The organism is Variovorax sp. FG153, assembly GCF_057809595.1.
On record NZ_JBMDKG010000039.1, the window covers coordinates 36,728 to 54,226 of the forward strand.

At 71.4% G+C, this 17,499-nt stretch carries 15 protein-coding genes; 5 read left to right on the forward strand and 10 right to left on the reverse strand.

The genetic code is table 11. The features are described from left to right. Position 1: 1 nt before the first annotated feature. The 5 genes from ACODT0_RS31365 (at position 2) to ACODT0_RS31385 (ending at position 6,017) form a co-directional block, all read left to right on the forward strand. A complete protein-coding gene (locus ACODT0_RS31365; RefSeq protein ID WP_489043080.1) occupies positions 2–1,267 on the forward strand; it encodes a toxic anion resistance protein in 1,266 nt (421 codons plus the stop codon). Continuing rightward, positions 1,264–2,859 (forward strand): vWA domain-containing protein, encoded by a 1,596-nt coding sequence (locus tag ACODT0_RS31370; protein WP_489043081.1) that lies wholly within the window; start codon positions 1,264–1,266, stop codon positions 2,857–2,859. Before ACODT0_RS31365 ends, ACODT0_RS31370 begins: the two co-directional genes overlap by 4 nt. A gap of 19 nt (positions 2,860–2,878) precedes the next feature. Further along, positions 2,879–3,508 carry a hypothetical protein gene (locus ACODT0_RS31375; RefSeq protein WP_489043082.1) on the forward strand — a complete coding sequence of 210 codons (630 nt, stop codon included), beginning with the start codon at positions 2,879–2,881 and terminating at the stop codon, positions 3,506–3,508. A gap of 270 nt (positions 3,509–3,778) precedes the next feature. Continuing rightward, positions 3,779–5,344: a TerC family protein gene (locus tag ACODT0_RS31380; RefSeq protein ID WP_489043096.1), complete on the forward strand. Its 1,566-nt coding sequence runs from the start codon at positions 3,779–3,781 to the stop codon at positions 5,342–5,344. A 58-nt stretch (positions 5,345–5,402) separates the two neighbouring features. Beyond that, positions 5,403–6,017, forward strand: a complete 615-nt coding sequence (locus ACODT0_RS31385; RefSeq protein ID WP_422097857.1) for a flavin reductase family protein — start codon at positions 5,403–5,405, stop codon at positions 6,015–6,017. A 1-nt stretch (position 6,018) separates the two neighbouring features. Here the strand turns inward: ACODT0_RS31385 and ACODT0_RS31390 are convergent, their stop codons facing one another. From ACODT0_RS31390 to paaE, 10 genes are all read right to left on the reverse strand, one after another. Then, positions 6,019–6,819 (reverse strand): CPBP family intramembrane glutamic endopeptidase, encoded by an 801-nt coding sequence (locus ACODT0_RS31390; protein ID WP_261210007.1) that lies wholly within the window; start codon positions 6,817–6,819, stop codon positions 6,019–6,021. A gap of 64 nt (positions 6,820–6,883) precedes the next feature. After that, a complete protein-coding gene (locus ACODT0_RS31395; protein WP_489043083.1) occupies positions 6,884–7,804 on the reverse strand; it encodes a c-type cytochrome in 921 nt (306 codons plus the stop codon). A gap of 126 nt (positions 7,805–7,930) precedes the next feature. Continuing rightward, entirely contained in the window at positions 7,931–8,494 is a 564-nt protein-coding gene (locus ACODT0_RS31400; RefSeq protein WP_489043084.1) for a methyltransferase family protein, read from the reverse strand. Between the two features lie 35 nt (positions 8,495–8,529). Continuing rightward, positions 8,530–9,288 carry an SDR family NAD(P)-dependent oxidoreductase gene (locus ACODT0_RS31405; RefSeq protein ID WP_422097854.1) on the reverse strand — a complete coding sequence of 253 codons (759 nt, stop codon included), beginning with the start codon at positions 9,286–9,288 and terminating at the stop codon, positions 8,530–8,532. Next, a complete protein-coding gene (gene paaZ, locus ACODT0_RS31410) occupies positions 9,288–11,351 on the reverse strand; it encodes a phenylacetic acid degradation bifunctional protein PaaZ (protein WP_261210014.1) in 2,064 nt (687 codons plus the stop codon). Before paaZ ends, ACODT0_RS31405 begins: the two co-directional genes overlap by 1 nt. A 61-nt stretch (positions 11,352–11,412) precedes the next feature. Further along, entirely contained in the window at positions 11,413–12,153 is a 741-nt protein-coding gene (locus tag ACODT0_RS31415; RefSeq protein ID WP_261210016.1) for an ABC transporter ATP-binding protein, read from the reverse strand. Further along, a complete protein-coding gene (locus ACODT0_RS31420) occupies positions 12,150–14,066 on the reverse strand; it encodes a branched-chain amino acid ABC transporter ATP-binding protein/permease (protein ID WP_489043085.1) in 1,917 nt (638 codons plus the stop codon). Before ACODT0_RS31420 ends, ACODT0_RS31415 begins: the two co-directional genes overlap by 4 nt. Next, a complete protein-coding gene (locus ACODT0_RS31425; protein WP_261210021.1) occupies positions 14,063–15,091 on the reverse strand; it encodes a branched-chain amino acid ABC transporter permease in 1,029 nt (342 codons plus the stop codon). Before ACODT0_RS31425 ends, ACODT0_RS31420 begins: the two co-directional genes overlap by 4 nt. Before the next feature lie 114 nt (positions 15,092–15,205). Beyond that, positions 15,206–16,351, reverse strand: a complete 1,146-nt coding sequence (locus ACODT0_RS31430; protein WP_261210023.1) for an ABC transporter substrate-binding protein — start codon at positions 16,349–16,351, stop codon at positions 15,206–15,208. 45 nt (positions 16,352–16,396) lie between these two features. Further along, positions 16,397–17,491 carry a 1,2-phenylacetyl-CoA epoxidase subunit PaaE gene (gene paaE, locus ACODT0_RS31435; protein WP_057593735.1) on the reverse strand — a complete coding sequence of 365 codons (1,095 nt, stop codon included), beginning with the start codon at positions 17,489–17,491 and terminating at the stop codon, positions 16,397–16,399. Positions 17,492–17,499 lie beyond the last annotated feature (8 nt).

Sequence of the window (17,499 nt, forward strand, 5' to 3'; positions counted from 1 at the left end):
CATGAACACTTCCCGTCCCGAGTCCGCTCCCGCCACGGCGGTCGCCGTTGCCGCGCCCGACGTGCTGCAGCCGCCGCAGTCCTTCGTGCTCGAGCCGCCGGCGCCCGTCGCGCCGGTGCCGGTCGAATCCGCCAGCGGGCGGGTGCGGCTCAAGCCCGAGGAGGTCGGCGAGCTCGATGCGCAGGTCGATCGCTTCATCGACGACATCACGGCGCACGACAGCCAGCATCCGCAGTTCAGGGAAGCGGTGGCGCGCATCCACTCGATGGGCAGCAAGGAGATCGAGGCCTCGGCCTCGGTCTCCAACCGCATGCTCGAACGCCCGGTGGGCTCGCTGCGCAACGGGCTGTTCGGCCAGGGCTCGCAGATCGGCCAGTCGCTGATCGACCTGCGCCACCAGGTCGAGGACCTCGATCCCTCGAAGCAGGGCGACCTGTTCTCGCCGCGCAAGCTGCTGGGCCTGATCCCGCTGGGCAACAAGCTGGTCGCCTACTTCGAGCGCTACCAGTCCTCGCAGTCGCACCTCGACGCCATCATCGAATCGCTCAAGCGCGGCAAGGACGAGCTGCTGCGCGACAACGCGGCCATCGAGCAGGAGAAGGTCAACCTCTGGACGCTGATGGAGCGGCTCGAGAAGTACGTGCACATCGGCAAGGCGCTCGACGCGCGCCTCGACGCCAAGGCGCGCGAGTTCGACGCCACCGATCCCGAGAAGGCGCGCGTGGTGCGCGAGGAGATGCTGTTCTACGCGCGCCAGAAGGTCACCGACCTGCTGACGCAGCTCGCGGTCAACATCCAGGGCTACCTGGCGCTCGACATGATCCGCAAGAACAACCAGGAGCTGACCAAGGGCGTGGACCGCGCCACCACCACCACGGTGTCGGCGCTGCGCACCGCGGTGATCGTGGCGCAGGCGCTGGCCAACCAGAAGCTGGTGCTCGACCAGATCGGCGCGCTCAATGCCACCACCGGCAACCTGATCGCGACCACCAGCGAGCTGCTGCGCGAACAGACCGGCCAGATCCACCAGCAGGCGGCCTCGGGCACGATCGAGATCGCCAAGCTGCAGCAGGCCTTCGCCAACATCTACCAGACCATGGACGCGATCGCCGACTTCAAGCTCAAGGCGCTCGACTCGATGCAGACCACGGTCGACACGCTGAGCGACGAGGTGGCGCGCAGCCGCGGCTACCTCGACCGCGCGCGCCGCGAGACCTCGGCCGTCGCGCTGCGCGAGCCGTCGGCGGGCAGCGGGGTCGTGCTGTGAGCCTGGCGCCGGCACGGCGCTTCGCGCTCGGTGCGCTGCTGGCGCTGGCGCTCGGGCTGGCCGGCTGCGGCCGCGACGAGGCGGCCACGCCCACCGCCGCCGCGCCGCAGGTCAGTCCGCCATCGACGGCCTTCACCGTTCTCGCGGGCTCCGAGCTCAAGGACCTCGAGGCGCCGCTGGTCGAGGCCGCGCGCGCCGCCGGGGTGGAACTGCAGCTGTCGTACGCGGGCACGCTGGACATCGTGGAGCGCGTGAATGCCGGCGAGCGCTTCGATGCGATCCTGCCGCCCAACGGCGCCTATCCCGCATTGGCGCTCGCCAAACCGGCGGTGGCGCGCGAGAAGCTCTTCTATTCGCGCATCGCGCTCGGCGTGAAGGCCGCCAAGGCCGCGCGGCTGGGCTGGGACAAGCGCGCGCCCGGCTGGGCCGACATCGCGCGGGCCGCGAGCACGGGCCAGCTGCGCTACGGCATGACCAACGCGACCAGTTCCAACACCGGCATGAGCGCGCTGTTCGCGGTCGCCTCGGCACTCGCGGGCAAGACCGAGGACCTGACTGCGCAGGACGTGGACGAGAAGACGCTCAAGGCCTTCCTCTCGGGCCAGAAGCTCACGGCCGGCAGCTCGGGCTGGCTGGCCGATGCCTACCTGGCCGATCCCGCGGCCATCGATGCGATGGTCAACTACGAGGCGGTGATCCTGCGCCTCAACGAGCGGCTGCCCGCGGCCGACCGGCTGCTGCCGATCTATCCGCGCGACGGCATGATCTCGGCCGACTATCCGCTGATGCTGCTCGACGAGGCCCGGCGCGAGCCCTACAACCGGCTGGTGGCGGCCTGGAAGGGGGCCGCGTTCCAGCGCGATGCGCTGTCGGCCGCCTTCCTGCGCCCGGCCAATCCCGAGGTGCAGGCCGCGAGCGCGCTGCCCACGGCGGCGGTGTCGGAGCTGTCCTTTCCGAACCGGCTCGAGGTGATCGATGCCGTGCTCGGCACCTACCAGGCGCGCTGGCGCAAGCCCTCCACCTCCATCTTCGTGCTCGACCTCAGCGGCTCGATGCAGGGGCAGCGCCTGGAAGCCATGCGCGAGGCGCTCAAGCGGCTGTCGGGGGCCGAGGCCGGCGCCGCGGCGAGCGTGCGCTACAGCGCCTTCCAGAGCCGCGAGCGGGTGGTGCTGGTTCCGTTCGCCACGCGCGTGTCGGAGCCGGTGTGGGTGCGCTTCGAGCCCGAGCGCATCGGCGCCGCGCGCGAGGAGCTGCGCCGCCAGGCCGACGCGATGCAGGCCGACGGCGGCACCGCCATCTATTCCGCGCTGGCCGTGGCCGAGGACCTCGCGCGCGAGGAGCAGCGCAGCGATCCCGATCGCTTCGTGAGCATCGTGCTCTTGACCGACGGCCAGAACAACGCGGGCCTGAAGCCCGAGGAGTTCCAGGCGCGCTACGCGAACGGGCTGCCGGCGCGCATCTTCCCGATCCTGTTCGGCGAGGGCAACGTGGCCGAGATGCGGGCGCTCGCGAAGGCCTCGGGCGGGCGCGAGTTCGACGGGCGCCGGCTGGTGCTGGCGCAGGTGTTCAAGGAAATCCGGGGCTACCAGTGACCCTGTGCAAAGGCCTGGCGTGGCGCGGCGTTCGCTGAAGCTGCGCGCGCTGCTGTTCCTCTACGGCAACGGCAACATCCTCGGCTGCGCGCTCGCGCTGGCCGGTCCGGCGCTGCTGTTCGCGGGCGTCATCGACCGCGGCTGGCTCGCCATCACCGCCGGCCTCTACGTCGGCGGCTGGCTGCTGGGCCGGCGCGCGCCCGAACTCGAGCGCCGCATCGAGGACAGCCTGAGCCTGGAGGAGACGCTGCGGCGGCTCGACGAGGTGGTCGCGCGCGCCTCGCCGCACCTCACCGAGGACATGCGGCACAGCCTCGAGAGCGTGCGCGGCCTGGTGGTCGAGGTGCTGCCGCAGTTGATGGACGCCGGCGCGGGCGGCGACGACCTGTTCACCGTGCGCGAGACCGTGCTGCGCTACCTGCCCGAGACCCTGGCCAACTACGTGGCGCTGCCGCCGGCCTTTCGCGTCACGCAGCCGCTGAAGGACGGCAAGACCGCGCGCCAGCTGCTCGGCGAGCAGCTCGGCCTGCTCGATGCCAAGCTGCGCGAGGTGGTCGCCAACCTGGCGGCGAGCGATGCCGCGGCGCTGGTGGCCAACGGCCGGTTCCTCGAGAAGAAGTTCAGGCAGCCCGACTTCCTCGAAGGCTGAGGCGCCCCCGGCAAAGCCCTTGCAAACGTGGGGCCGTGCGAGCGCTTCGGTAGACTGCGCGGGTGACAACCTCCTCCGAGCCTCCCAGTCCGTCGCTGGCCTGCGCCAGCCGCCTTGCTCCCCGCCGCCGTTTTCCGCGCGTGCTGTCCCCGCCCCTGACACGGCCTCCGCCGCGTCCGCCGGCCCCGTCTCCTTCCCCCATCCCCTCTTCATCGCCCGCCATGGTTCGCGCCATGCCGGGCCGCCTGCGCTCGCGCACCGCCTTCCATGATTGAACTGCTGTCCGACCCCGCCGTCTGGATCGGTCTCCTCACGCTCGTCGTGCTCGAGATCGTGCTGGGCATCGACAACCTGATCTTCATCGCGATCCTCGCGGAGAAGCTGCCGCCGCACCAGCGCGACCGCGCGCGGCTCATCGGCCTGAGCCTGGCGCTGCTGATGCGCCTGGGGCTGCTGTCCATCGTCTCGTGGCTGGTGACGCTGACCACGCCGCTGTTCAGCCTGTTCGGCCAGGGCTTCTCGGGGCGCGACCTGATCCTGTTGTTCGGCGGCCTGTTCCTGCTGTTCAAGGCCACGGCCGAGCTGCACGAGCGCATCGAGGGCGTGACCCATGCCGTGACCGGCACCACCGCCTATGCGAGCTTCGGCGTGGTGGTGGCGCAGATCGTGGTGCTCGACGCCGTGTTCTCGCTCGACGCGGTGATCACGGCCGTCGGCATGGTCGACCACCTGCCGGTGATGATGGCCGCGGTGATCATCTCGATCGCGATCATGCTGTGGGCCTCGAAGCCGCTGACGCGCTTCGTCAACGCCCATCCCACGGTGGTGGTGCTGTGCCTGAGCTTCCTGCTGATGATCGGCCTGAGCCTGGTGGCCGAGGGCCTGGGCTTCCACATTCCCAAGGGCTACCTCTACGGCGCGATCGGCTTCTCGGTGCTGATCGAGGCGCTCAACCAGTGGGCGCGCCGCAACGAACTGCGCCACGAGGCGCGCCGGCCGCTGCGCGAGCGCACGGCCGAGTCGGTGATCCGCCTGCTCGGCGGCCGCACGCGCGGCGAACCGGTGCCGGTGGGCGCCGCCGCGGCCGATGCCGATGCGCCCGTGGAAGAACCCGCCTTCGGCATCGAGGAACGCAACATGGTCAGCGGCGTGCTCTCGCTGGCCGAGCGCAACGTGCGCTCGGTGATGACGCCGCGCGCCGATGTCTCCTGGGTCGACCTCGACGACGATCCCGAGGCGCTGCGCGAGCAGTTGCTCGACACCCCGCACGGCCTGTTCCCGGTGTGCCGCGGCTCGCTCGACCAGGTGGTGGGCGTGGCGCGCGCCAAGGACCTGCTGGGCCAGCTGCTGCGCCACGGCCGCATCGACGAGGGCCATGGCCTGCGCGCGCCGATCTACGTGGCCGAGTCGACGCGCGTGATCCGCCTGATCGACACCCTGCGCGGCGCGCGCGGCCAGCTCGCGCTGGTGGCCGACGAGCATGGCACGCTGACCGGCGTGGTCACGCCGATCGACGTGCTGGAGGCGATCGCGGGCGAGTTCCCCGACGAGGACGAGTCGCTCGAGATCCAGCAGACCGGCCCCGAAGCCTGGACCGTGGCCGGCAGCGCCGACCCGCACCTGCTCGAACAGGCGCTGCAGACCGACGGCCTGGCGAGCGAGGACGACAGCTACACCTCGGTGGCGGGACTGCTGCTCGACCGCTTCGGCGGCCTGCCCGCGGCCGAGGCCACCTGGGTGCACGACGGCTGGGAGTTCGTCGTCACCGGCGTGGACGCGCAGCGCATCCGCGAGGTGGCGGTACGGCGCGTGCCCGTGGCGTTGCCCGAGGCCTGAAGTGGGCAGGGCGCCGCTTTGGTAGGCTGGCGCCCCCGCTTCCCGACCCGCTTCGCGCATGACCTCCAACGCCTCCCACCGCCAGCCCGTTCCCCTCGCCAAGGCCTACCGCCTGCTCAACCACGGCCCCACGGTGCTGGTGAGCGCGGCCCACGCGGGCCGGCGCAACATCATGGCGGCGGCCTGGGCCATGCCGCTGGACTTCGATCCGCCCAAGGTGGCGGTGGTGCTCGACAAGAGCACCTGGACCCGCGTGCTGCTCGAGGGCGCGGGCAGCTTCGCGCTGCAGGTGCCGGTGCGCGCGCAGCTCGACCTGACCGAGGCGCTGGGCAGCAGCTCGGGCCGCGAGCTGGTCGAGCGCGACGGCCGCGACAAGTTCGAGGCCTACGGGCTGCACAGCTTCGCGGGCAGCGCCACCGAGGCCCCGCTGCTCGAGGGCTGCGCGGCCTGGCTGGAATGCCGGCTGCTGCCCGAGCCGCCGATCCAGCAGCGCTACGACCTGTTCCTCGGCGAGGTGATCGCGGCCCAGGCCGATGCGCGCGTGTTCTCGAACGGCCGCTGGCACTTCGAGGGCCATGACGAACTGCGCACGCTGCACCACGTGGCGGGCGGGCACTTCATCGTCGATGGCGAGGCGGTGGACGCGAAGCCGCTGGCGCAGGCCGGGCGCTGAATCAGCCCTCGCTGGTCCGGCCCGAGGCCACCAGCAGCTGCCGCAGCACCACCCCGCCGCACAGCGCGGCCGCGCCCGCCAGCAGCACGAAGCTCAGCACGCCGGCGGGCGAGGCGTCCTCGAGCCAGCCGGCCACCAGCAGCGTGGTGCAGTTGTAGGCCGCGTGCAGCGCGATGCAGGGGATCAGCGAGCGCGTGCGCTCGTAGAGCCAGCCCAGCACCGTGCCCATGGCGACGCCGACCACGAACTGGTAGATGTTCATGTGGGCCGCGCCGAACAGCAGCGCCGACATCAGGATCGCCTGCCAGCGCCCGTAGCGCTGCAGGAAGCCGCGCAGCACGATGCCTCGGAACAGCATCTCCTCGAGCAGCGGCGCCATCACGCAGACCGCGAGCACCGCCGCCACGCTGCCGTCGGCCATGCGGCTGAACATCGCCTCCTCCCAGGCCGACAGCGGCAGCGCCAGCGTCAGCAGGTTGATCGCGCAGGTGATCGCCAGCATCAGCGCCGGCACCAGCAGCAGCGCGGGCGGCACCACCAGCATCAGCGTGGCGCGCATCGAGGCGCGCGAGGGATGGAACAGCGCGCGCCAGCCCAGCTTCTGCTGCTGCATCACGACCGCGAACACCAGCCCGTTGCCCAGCACGGCCGACAGCACGCCGATCTGCATCGTGCTCAGGCCGAACACCCGGTTGGCGTCGCGCAGCACGGCGCCCACGAGCAGCTCGCACAGGAACAGGGCGAGGTACAGCAGGACGGCCTGCGTCGCCGAGGGGAAGGCCGGGCGTTGGGGGGAGGGCATGGCGCGGGCGGGGCGGTGGCGCGCATGTTAGCCGCGCCCGGCCCGGCCCGCCTGACCGGCGCGTTCAGCCTTTGCGCGGCGGCGGCAGCTGCCGCAGGAACAGGTACAGCGCGCGCATGTCGGTGTCGCTGATCTCGCGCAGCGACTCGAAGGGCATCACGCGCACCGGCGTGCCGTCGGGGCGCAGGCCGCTGCGGAAGAGCCGGATCATCGACTCGGCGTCGGGATAGCGCGCCAGCGCCGAATCCTCGCCGGGCGCGAGCCGCGAGGCCGCGGGCCAGTCGGGCGGGCCGCCCGGGACCTTGCCGCCCGCGAGCTGCGGACCATGGCAGCCCAGGCACATGTTCGCCACATAGGCGCCATGCGCCACGCTCACGCCCTCGGCCACCGGCAGCGCGGGCGGCAGCCGGTGGTCGATCCTGGCGGCCGCGTCCTGGATCAGGCCGAAGCCGTAGAGCGCGCGCACCGGCAGCGGCATCTCGACCACGGCGGGCGTGCCCCGCACCGGCGGCAGGGCGCGGATGTGGGCCACCAGCGCGGCGAGGTCCTCGTCGGTGAAGCGGTTGTAGTCCTCGCTCGGCATGATCATCAGCGGCCGGCCGGCCGGATCGACGCCGTGCCGGATCGCGCGCACCCAGTCCTCGGGCCGGTAGGCGGCGGTCGCGTTCGCGGCGCCGGGCGCGATCTGCGGCCCGGCCACGCGCAGGCCGTTCGGCGCGTCGATGAAGAGACGCCCGCCGCCGTCGGCGCCGTGGCAGTCGACGCAGCCGCGCGAGGCATAGAGGTAGCGCCCGCGCTCGAGCGCCGCGGTGTCGCCGCGCGGGCGCAGGGCCACCGGCTTCACGTCGACGTCGACGCGGCGTTCCATCTTGTGGTGCGCCATCAGCACGGCGCCGGACAGCGCGGCCGCGGCGAGCAGGGCCAGCGCCAGCAGCGCGAGCACGCCGCGGCGCAGCCAGCGGGCGGTCTTGTTTTTCTCGGTCATGGGGAATCGTGGGATCGATGGCGGCGGCGGATCCGCGCGCGCCCTTCAAGCCCGAACGATAGGAGAAAGCACCGCGGCTGGGCATTGGCCGGATTGCCTATGCCCGGCGCCGCGCCGGCCGCGCCGTCAGAGCAGGAAGGGCACGAAGCGCCTGGTGACGCGCATGTAGGCGCGGTAGGCGTCGCCGAAATGCGCGATGCATTCGCGCTCGTCGCTGAGCGCCGTCAGCACCAGCAGCACGGTGGCCGCGAGCGCCAGCGCGAGGCCGGGGCCGCCGATGTCCTTGAGGCAGGCGCCCCAGGCCAGCAGCATCAGCGCGGTGTACATCGGATGGCGGATGTAGCGGAAGGCGCCGTCGGTGACCAGCGAGTCGGTCTTCTCGAAGCCGAGCAGCGCGGCATCGTCGTCGCGCGCCGCGCCGGGCCGCACCGCGGCCCGCAGCCGGCGCCAGGCATGCACCGGCAGCCAGGCCGACAGCGCCAGCAGCAGCCAAGACAGCAGCTGGTGCGGCGCCAGCGGATCCACGTGCCACACGGGCAGGTTCAGCAGGATCAGCGCCAGCATGCACTCCCAGGCGAAGAAGCGGTAGAAGCCGTGCGAGCCGCGCCGGCGCAGCGCGCCGCGCGAGACGTACAGCAGCGCGGCCGAGACGGCGACGAAGAGGGCGATCTGGATCCAGGCGAAAGGCATGGGGCCCGAATCTACACGCCGGGCCGCCGGCGCCCTCAGCCCATCGTCGAGTAGCCGCCGTCCACCGGGATCGCCACGCCGGTCACGTAGTCGGCCGCGGGGCTCGCGAGGAACACGGCCGTGCCCGCGATGTCGGCCGGCCGGCCCCAGCGGCCCGCCGCCGTGCGCGCGACCACGCGCTCGTAGAGGCCCGCGACCTGGGCGCGCGCGCCATCGGTCATCTCGGTCTGGAACCAGCCCGGCAGGATCGCGTTGACCTGGATGTTGTCGGCCGCCCACGAGAGCGCGGTCGACTTGGTGAGCTGCACCACGCCGGCCTTGCTCGCGGCATAGGCGGGCGAATAGGCGGCGCCGAAGATCGACATCATCGAGCCGACGTTGACGATCTTGCCGCCGCCCGCGCGCTGCATGTGCGGATGCGCCGCGCGGCTCACGAGGAAGGCGCTGGTGAGGTTGGTCTGGAGCACGAGGTTCCACTCGTCCAGCGTGAGCTGGTCGACCGGCTTGCGCACGGTGGTGCCGGCGTTGTTGACCAGGATGTCGAGCCGGCCGCAGCGCGCGGCCACGGCGTCGACCGCCTGCCGCACCGAGGCCTCGTCGGCCACGTCGATGGCGACCGCGAAGCTGTCGCTGCCGAGCGCCTTCAGCGTCTCGACCGCGGCCGCCGATTTCTCGGGGTTGCGCGCGGCGATCGCCACGCGCGCGCCGGCCCGCGCCAGGCCCTGGGCCATGCCGAGGCCCAGGCCGCCGTTGCCGCCGGTGACCAGCGCGACCTTGCCGCCGAGGTCGAACATCAGGCCGCCGCCGCCGGCACCGGCTTCTTCGCGACCAGCGTCAGGATGTCGTAGCTCGCGACCAGCTCGCCGTCCTGGTTCGTCACCTCGACGTCCCAGGCCACCACGCCCTGGCCCTGGCCGTTGGCGTCCTTGCGGTTGCGGTCGATCTTGCGCTTGCAGGTCAGGCGCGCGCGAATGGTGTCGCCGATGCCCACGGGCTTGACGAAGCGCAGCGTGTCGAGGCCGTAGTTGGCCAGCACCGGGCCCGGCGCGGGCGAGACGAACAGGCCGGCGGCGGCCGACAGCACGAAGTAGCCGTGCGCGATGCGCTTGCCGAACGGCGACTCCTTGGCTGCGATCTCGTCGAAGTGCATGTAGAAGTAGTCGCCCGACAGGCCGCCGAAGGCCACGATGTCGGCCTCGCTCACGGTGCGGCGGTGCGTCAGCAGCGAGTCGCCGATGCGCAGGTCCTCGAAGTGGCTGCGGAACGGATGCACCTCGGTCTCGCGCACCTTGGCGCCGCGCACGTGCTCGCCGGTGACGGCCGCCAGCATGGTGGGCGAGCCCTGCAGCGCGGCGCGCTGCAGGTAGTGCTTGACGGCGCGCAGGCCGCCGAGCTCCTCGCCGCCGCCCGCGCGCCCCGGGCCGCCGTGCTTGAGCGGCGGCAGCGGCGAGCCGTGGCCGGTCGATTCGGCCGCGGCCTCGCGGTCGAGCACCAGCAGCCGGCCGTGCCAGGCCGCGGCCACGGGGATCGCCTTGGCGGCGGTCGCGGGATCGCGCGTGACCAGCGTGCCGACCAGGCTGCCGCGACCGCGCGCGGCCAGCGCCAGCGCCTCGTCGATGCCCTCGTAGGGCATCAGCGTGCTGACCGGGCCGAAGGCCTCGATGTCGTGCACCGCGTCGTGCTCGAGCGGCTTGCGGCTCAACAGCAGCGTGGGCGCGAAGAAGGCGCCCTCGGCCGTGCCCTCGCCCACGGGCGAGAAACCGTCGCCGCCGCCGTACACCAGCTCGGCGCCCTTGCGCAGCTCGGCCACGCGCTCGGCCACGTCGGCCTGTTGCGCATGCGAGGCCAGCGCGCCCATGCGCACTTCCTCGCGCGAGGGATCGCCCACCACCGTCTTGGCCAGCCGCGCGCGCAGGCGCTCGGCCACGGCGTCGAGGTGCTGGCGCGGCACGATGGCGCGGCGGATGGCGGTGCACTTCTGGCCGGCCTTCACCGTCATCTCGCGCGCCACCTCCTTCACGAACAGGTCGAACTCCTCGTCGTCGGGCGTGACGTCGGGCGCGAGGATCGCGCAGTTGAGCGAGTCGGCCTCGGCGTTGAACGGGATCGACTGGCGCACCAGGTTCGGATGCACGCGCAGCCTGGCGGCGGTGTCGGCCGAGCCGGTGAAGGTCACGACGTCGGGCCCTTCGAGGCGGTCGAGCAGGTCGCCCGTGCCGCCGATGACCAGCTGCAGGCTGCCCTCGGGCAGGATGCCCGACTGCACGATCAGCCGCACCACCGCCTCGGTGAGGTAGCTGGTGGCGGTGGCCGGCTTGCCGATGCAGGGCATGCCCGCGAGGAAGCTGGGCGCGAACTTCTCGAGCAGGCCCCAGACCGGGAAGTTGAAGGCGTTGATGTGCACCGCCACGCCGCCGCGCGGCACCAGGATGTGAGTGCCCGCGAAGCCGCCCTTCTTGCCGAGCGGGAAGGCCGGGCCCTCGTGCACCAGGTTGCCCGAGGGCAGCTCGTTGCTGCCGATGCCCGCGTAGGCCGCGAGCGTGCCGGCGCCGCCCTCGATGTCGACCCAGCCGTCGGCGCGCGTCGCGCCGGTGTGGGCCGAGACCGCGTAGAGCGTTTCCTTGTTGGCGGCGATGTACTTGGCCAGTGCCTTGAGGCGCTCGGCGCGCTGCTGGAAGTCGAGCGCCATCAGCGCCGGGATGCCGACGCGGCGCGCATGGGCCAGGGCCTCGGCGAAGTCGATCGCCTCGGCGTGCGTGCTGGCGATGGCCTGGCCGTTGACGGCGCTGCGCAGCGACTGCGCGGCCTCGCGGCCGATCCAGCGGCCGGCGATGTAGCTTTGGAGGGTGGTGCTCATGGTGCTGGGTCCTTTGCTCTCTCTGTGTTGGGCCTTCCCCTGCGGGGGAGGGAGACATTCGTCAGTGGGCGTCGTCCTTCTTGCCGATGCCCAGGTAGGTGTCGATGATCCGCTGGTCGTGCAGCAGCTCGCGCGCCGGGCCCTCGAGCGCCACGGCGCCCATCTCGAGCACGTAGGCGCGGTCGGCCACCTGCAGCGCGGCACGCGCGTTCTGCTCCACCAGCAGCACCGACACGCCGTGCTTGCGCAGCTGCGCCACCACGCGCAGCACCTCGCGCACCACCAGCGGGGCCAGGCCCAGCGAGGGCTCGTCGAGCATCAGCAGGCGCGGGCGCGCCATCAGCGCGCGGCCGATCGCCAGCATCTGGCGTTCGCCGCCCGAGAGCGTGGAGGCCATCTGCGGCCGGCGTTCCTTCAGGCGCGGGAAGATCTCGAAGATCTCGTCCATGCGCGCGCGCTGGTCGCGCTTGCCCTTGCGCCACTGGTAGAAGCCGCCGAGCAGCAGGTTGTCTTCCACCGACATCTCGCCGAACAGCTCGCGCCGCTCGGGCACCAGCGCCACACCGCGCGCCACCATGGCCTCGACGCCGGGGCGCGCGATGCGCTCGCCGTGCAGCGACAGGCTGCCGGTGGAGGGCAAGAGGCCCATCGCCGCGCACAGCAGCGTGGTCTTGCCGGCGCCGTTCGGGCCGATGACGGTGACGATCTCGCCTTCGTTCACGTGCAGGCGCACGCTGTGCACCGCCTCCACCTCGCGGTAGGCGACGCAGAAGCCGTCGAGTTGAAGCAGGGGTTGGCTCATCGCGATGCGTCCTCGAGCAGTTCGTCGTCGGCGCCGCCGAGGTAGGCCTCGAGCACGCGCGGGTTGGCCTGCACTTCGGCGGGCGAGCCGGTGGCGATCACGGTGCCGAACTCGAGCACGGTGATGCGGTCGGCGAGGTTCATCACGAACTCCATGTCGTGTTCCACCACGAGGATGCCGAGGCCTTCGGCACGCAGCTGGCCGAGCAGCTCCGACAGCGCGCGCTTCTCGAGGTGGCGCAGGCCGGCCGCGGGCTCGTCGAGCAGCAGCACCGAGGGCTGGCCCGCGAGCGCGCGCGCGATCTCGACCACGCGCTGCTGGCCCAGCGAGAGCGAGGCCGCGGGCGTGTCGGCATGCGCGCCGAGGCCGCAGCGTTCGATCTGGCGCCGTGCCTCGGCCATCAGCGCGGCTTCCTCCGCGCGGTCCAGCCGCAGCATCGCCGAGATCCAGCCGCGCCTGGCGCGCAGGTGGGCGCCGAGCGCCACGTTCTCGATCACGCTGCGCTGGCCGAGCAGGCGCACGTGCTGGAAGGTGCGGCCCAGGCCCAGCGAGGCGAAGGCGCGCGAGGGCTTGCCCGACATCGCCTGGCCGACCAGCCGCACCTCGCCGGTGGTGGGATCGTCCACGCCCGAGATCATGTTGAAGAAGGTGCTCTTGCCGGCGCCGTTGGGGCCGATCAGCGCATGCACCTCGCCGGCCTTGAGCGTCATCGAGATGTCGTTGTTGGCGACCAGCCCGCCGAAGCGCTTGCTCACGCCGTCGGCCTGCAGCAGCAGGCTGCCGGTGGCCGGCAGCGCGCGCTGCGCGAGCTGCTCGGTGCTCGAGACGGCCGGGCCGGCGCCGGCGGCGCGCGGCAGTTCGCGCACCCAGCGGCGCGTGAGCCGCGCCAGCGTGGGCCACAGGCCGTCGGCGAAGCGCTGCAGCACGAACAGCATCAGCAGGCCGAACACCACCACCTCGAAGTTGCCGCTGGTGCCCAGCAGCGCGGGCAGGATGTCCTGCAGCTTTTCCTTCAGCAGCGTGATCAGCGTGGCGCCGAGCACCGCGCCCCAGAGATGGCCCGCGCCACCGACCACCGCCATGAACAGCATCTCGATGCCGATGTTGAGGTTGAAGGGCGTGGGGTTCACGAAGCGCTGCATGTGGGCATAGAGCCAGCCCGAGATCGCGGCCAGCAGCGCGGCCAGCACGAACAGCTTGATGCGGTGGCGCGCGGTGTCCACGCCCATCGACTCGGCCATCAGCCGGCCGCCCTTGAGCGCGCGGATGGCGCGGCCCTCGCGCGAGTCGAGCAGGTTGTGCATGGCCCACAGCGCGAGCAGCAGCACGGCCCAGATCACCACGCCGAGCATGCGCGGCGTGGCGAACGAGACGCCCGCCACCACCAGCGGCGGAATGCCGGTGATGCCGGTCTGGCCGCCGAGGAACTCCATGTTGCCGAGCAGGAAGTACAGGCTCAGGCCCCAGGCGATGGTGCACAGCGGCAGGTAGTGGCCCGAGAGCTTGAGCGTGACCGCGCCGAGCGCCCAGGCCAGCGCGAAGGTCAGCACCAGCCCGAGCAGCAGGCCGAGCCAGGGCACCAGCGCGGAACCCGCGAGGCCGCCGAGCCAGCCGGCCGCGGTCGGCGAGGTGCAGATCCAGGCCGTGGCATAGGCACCCATGCCGACGAAGGCGGCCTGGCCGAAGGAGGTCATGCCGCCGACGCCGGTCAGCAGCACCAGGCCCACCGCCACCAGCGCGTAGAGGCCGATGTTGCTGAGCACGGTGACGGTGAAGGGCGGCAGCCAGCCCCAGGCCAGCGCGAGCGCGACGATGAAGACGAGCGTGAGCACGCGCGGCGTGACCAGCGGTCGGCCCTCGGGCACGGCGTTGGCGGAAGAAGAAGTCACAGGGGTCGATGAAGACGGGTTCATTCCTCGTCCTCCACGTGATGGCTGCGCAGCGAACGCCACCACAGCACCGGGATGATCAAAGTGAAGACCAGCACTTCCTTGTATGCACTGGCCCAGAAGGAGGAGAAGGCCTCGAGCAGGCCCACCAGGAGCGCGCCCGCGAGCGCCAGCGGATAGCTCGCGAGGCCACCGACGATGGCGGCCACGAAGCCCTTGAGGCCGATCAGGAAGCCGGTGTCGTAGTAGACCGTGGTGATCGGCGCGATCAGCAGGCCCGAGATGGCGCCGATGACGGCCGCCAGCGCGAAGCTCAGGTCGCCCGAGAGCTCGGTGGGAATGCCCGACAGGCGCGCGCCCACGCGGTTGATGGCGGTGGCGCGCAGCGCCTTGCCGATCATCGAGCGGCCGAAGAACCAGAACATCGCGATCACCAGCACCAGCGTGACGCCGACCACCACCAGCGACTGGCCGCTGACGGGGATGCCGCCGAGGTCGAGGCGCAGCTCGGAGAACGCGCTGGTGCGCGAGCCCTCGGCGCCGAAGAAGAAGAGCCCCAGGCCGACCAGCACGCCGTGCAGCGCGACCGAGACGATCAGGAGCATCAGCACGCTGGCATCGGCCAGCGGGCGGTAGGCGAGGCGGTAGAGCAGCGGGCCCAGCGGCGCGATCAGCACCAGCACGGTGAGCGCCTGCGCGGCCAGCGAGGTGGGCTTGAGCACCAGCACCAGCGCGGCGGCGACCGCGGGGAAGGCCACGCACCAGGTGAGCGCCGAGCGCCAGTCGACCGTGGCGCCGCGTTTCCAGCGCCAGGCCTCGACCGCCAGCACGACCACCGCCAGCGCCAGCAGCAGCCACAGCGTGGACGGCGCGCGGCCGCCCTGCAGCGCGGCCATCGAGAGCGCGCCGAAGGCGACGAACTCGCCCTGCGGGATGAAGATCACGCGCGTGACCGAAAACACCAGCACCAGCGCGAGCGCCATCAGTCCGTAGACCGCGCCGTTCACGATGCCGTCCTGCCCGAGCAGCAGGGCGATCTGCAAATCCATACGACCAACTTTCCTTCAGAAAACCTGGGGGCGAAAGAAAACCGTGCCCCTCTTGCAGGAACACCGCGGGCCGGTGGCGCCGGCCCGCGGTGTCCGTCGTTCAAGCCCGTGCGATCAGGGCTGGTATTTCCAGGCGCCGTTCTCGATCTTGACCATCACGCGCGCGCGCTGGTCCAGGCCCAGGTGGTCGGTGGCGCTCATGGTGAACACGCCGTGCGCGCCCGCCACGTCCTTGGTCTGCTCGAGCGCGTCGCGCAGCGCGGCGCGGAACTCGGGCGTGCCCGGCTGGGCCTTCTTGAGCGCGACCGGCACGGCCGAGCTCATGAGCAGGCCGGCGTCCCAGGCGTGCGCGCCGAAGGTCGAGACCGAGCCCTTGCCGTAGGCGGCTTCGTAGGCGGCCACGTAGGCGAGCGCGGACTTCTTCACCGGGTTGGCGGCCGGCAGCTGCTCGGCCACCAGCACCGGGCCGGCGGGCAGGAAGGTGCCTTCCACGTCCTTGCCGCCCACGCGCAGGAAGTCGGCGTTGGCCACGCCGTGCGTCTGGTACATCTTGCCGGTGTAGCCGCGCTCCTTGAGCGTCTTCTGCGGCAGCGCGGCCGGCGTGCCGGAGCCGGCGACCAGCACCGCGTCGGGCTTGGCGGCCATGATCTTCAGCGCCTGGCCGGTGACCGAGGTGTCGGTGCGCGCATAGCGCTCGTTGGCCACGACCTTGATCTTCTTGAGTTCGGCGGCCTTGGCGAATTCCTGCGACCAGCCTTCGCCGTAGGCGTCGGAGAAGCCGATGAAGGCCACGCTCTTCACGCCGTTGGCGGCCATGTGCTCGGCGATGGCCAGCGACATCATGATGTCGTTCTGCGGCGTCTTGAAGACCCACTTCTTCTTGGCGTCCATCGGCTCGATGATGCGGGCCGAGGCGGCGACCGAGATCATCGGCGTCTGCGCCTCGGCGGCCACGTCGATCATCGCGAGCGAGGCCGGCGTGGTGGTCGAGCCCAGGATCACGTCGACCTTGTTCTCGGCGATCAGCTTGCGCGTGTTGTTGACTGCGGCCGTGGTGTCGGAGGCGTCGTCGAGCACGATGTAGTTGATCTTCTGGCCGCCGATGGTCTTGGGCATCAGCGAGATCGTGTTCTTCTCGGGAATGCCCAGCGAAGCCGCCGGGCCGGTGGCCGAGATGGTCACGCCGACGTTGACGTCGGCCCAGGCCGACAGGGCCGTGGCGCACAGGGCGGCAATCAGCAGGGGCTTGAAGAATTTCATGGTTGGCTTGTCTCCGGTTGAAAAAAGGTTGAGGCCTGAAGTATCTCAGCGCTCGTCGAACGAGAGCGTGACGCGTTCGGTAAGGGGATGGGCCTGGCAGGTCAATACGAAGCCCGCGGCCACTTCATTCTTGTCGAGCGCGAAGTTTCTTTCCATGCGGACTTCCCCGTCCACGCACTTGGCGCGGCAGGTGCCGCACACGCCCGAGGTGCACGAGAACGGCACCTCGAGGCCGGCCGCCGAGGCCGCGTCGAGGATGCTGGGCTGGCCCTCGGTGTAGGTGATCTCGCGCTGCAGGCCGTCGCGCACGATGGTCACGCGCGCTTGCTTGGCGTCGCCGGGCTGGGCCTCGTGCACCACGGCGCCGACCTGGGCGGTCGAGCTCGCCGAGGGCAGCGCGACGCCGAAGCGCTCGATGTGGATGCGTTCCTCGGGCACGCCCGCGGCCAGCAGCGCGGCCTCGGCCTCGTCGTTCATCTGGAACGGGCCGCAGATGTAGACGTGGTCGATGCTGCCCGCGGGCACCAGGCCCTGCAGGAACTCGCCGATCTTCTCGCGGTTCATCACGCCGAAGCCCAGCGGCGAGTCGGTGTGCTCGTCGGAGAACACGTGCTGCAGCACCAGGCGCGTCATGTAGCGGTTCTTCAGGTCCTCGATCTCTTCCTTGAACATCGTGGACTGGAGCTGGCGGTTGCCGTAGATCAGCGTGAAGCGGCTCTTCGGCTCACGCGCGAGCACGGTCTTCATGATCGACAGGATCGGCGTGATGCCGCTGCCGCCCGCGATGCCGACGTGGTGGCGCGCGGACTCGCCCTCGATCGGCACGAAGAAGCGGCCTTGCGGCGCCATCACCTGGATCGAGTCGCCGGGCTTGAGGTGGGCGTTGATCCAGTTCGAGAACTGGCCGCCGCGCACCTTGCGCACGCCCACGCGCAGCTCGCCGTCGTCGACGCCGGCGCAGATCGAATAGGAACGGCGCAGGTCCTGGCCGTCGATCTCGTTGCGCAGGGTCAGGTACTGGCCCTGCGTGAAGCCGAAGACTTCGCGCAGCGTCTCGGGGACCTCGAAGGAGACGATGACGGCCTCGGGCGTGTCGGGCTCGATGGCCTTCACGCGCAGGGGGTGGAACAGGGTACTCATCGGCGTGG

What these genes read in the sequence shown, in the direction of transcription:
- ACODT0_RS31395 (WP_489043083.1), bottom strand. Translation starts at nt 7,804, where the DNA reads ATGACCGAGAAAAACAAGACCGCCCGCTGGCTGCGCCGCGGCGTGCTC.
- ACODT0_RS31420 (WP_489043085.1), bottom strand. Translation starts at nt 14,066, where the DNA reads ATGAACCCGTCTTCATCGACCCCTGTGACTTCTTCTTCCGCCAACGCC.
- paaE (WP_057593735.1), bottom strand. Translation starts at nt 17,491, where the DNA reads ATGAGTACCCTGTTCCACCCCCTGCGCGTGAAGGCCATCGAGCCCGAC.
- ACODT0_RS31400 (WP_489043084.1), bottom strand. Translation starts at nt 8,494, where the DNA reads ATGCCTTTCGCCTGGATCCAGATCGCCCTCTTCGTCGCCGTCTCGGCC.
- ACODT0_RS31385 (WP_422097857.1), top strand. Translation starts at nt 5,403, where the DNA reads ATGACCTCCAACGCCTCCCACCGCCAGCCCGTTCCCCTCGCCAAGGCC.
- ACODT0_RS31415 (WP_261210016.1), bottom strand. Translation starts at nt 12,153, where the DNA reads ATGAGCCAACCCCTGCTTCAACTCGACGGCTTCTGCGTCGCCTACCGC.
- ACODT0_RS31390 (WP_261210007.1), bottom strand. Translation starts at nt 6,819, where the DNA reads ATGCCCTCCCCCCAACGCCCGGCCTTCCCCTCGGCGACGCAGGCCGTC.
- ACODT0_RS31425 (WP_261210021.1), bottom strand. Translation starts at nt 15,091, where the DNA reads ATGGATTTGCAGATCGCCCTGCTGCTCGGGCAGGACGGCATCGTGAAC.
- ACODT0_RS31365 (WP_489043080.1), top strand. Translation starts at nt 2, where the DNA reads ATGAACACTTCCCGTCCCGAGTCCGCTCCCGCCACGGCGGTCGCCGTT.
- ACODT0_RS31405 (WP_422097854.1), bottom strand. Translation starts at nt 9,288, where the DNA reads ATGTTCGACCTCGGCGGCAAGGTCGCGCTGGTCACCGGCGGCAACGGC.
- paaZ (WP_261210014.1), bottom strand. Translation starts at nt 11,351, where the DNA reads ATGAGCACCACCCTCCAAAGCTACATCGCCGGCCGCTGGATCGGCCGC.
- ACODT0_RS31430 (WP_261210023.1), bottom strand. Translation starts at nt 16,351, where the DNA reads ATGAAATTCTTCAAGCCCCTGCTGATTGCCGCCCTGTGCGCCACGGCC.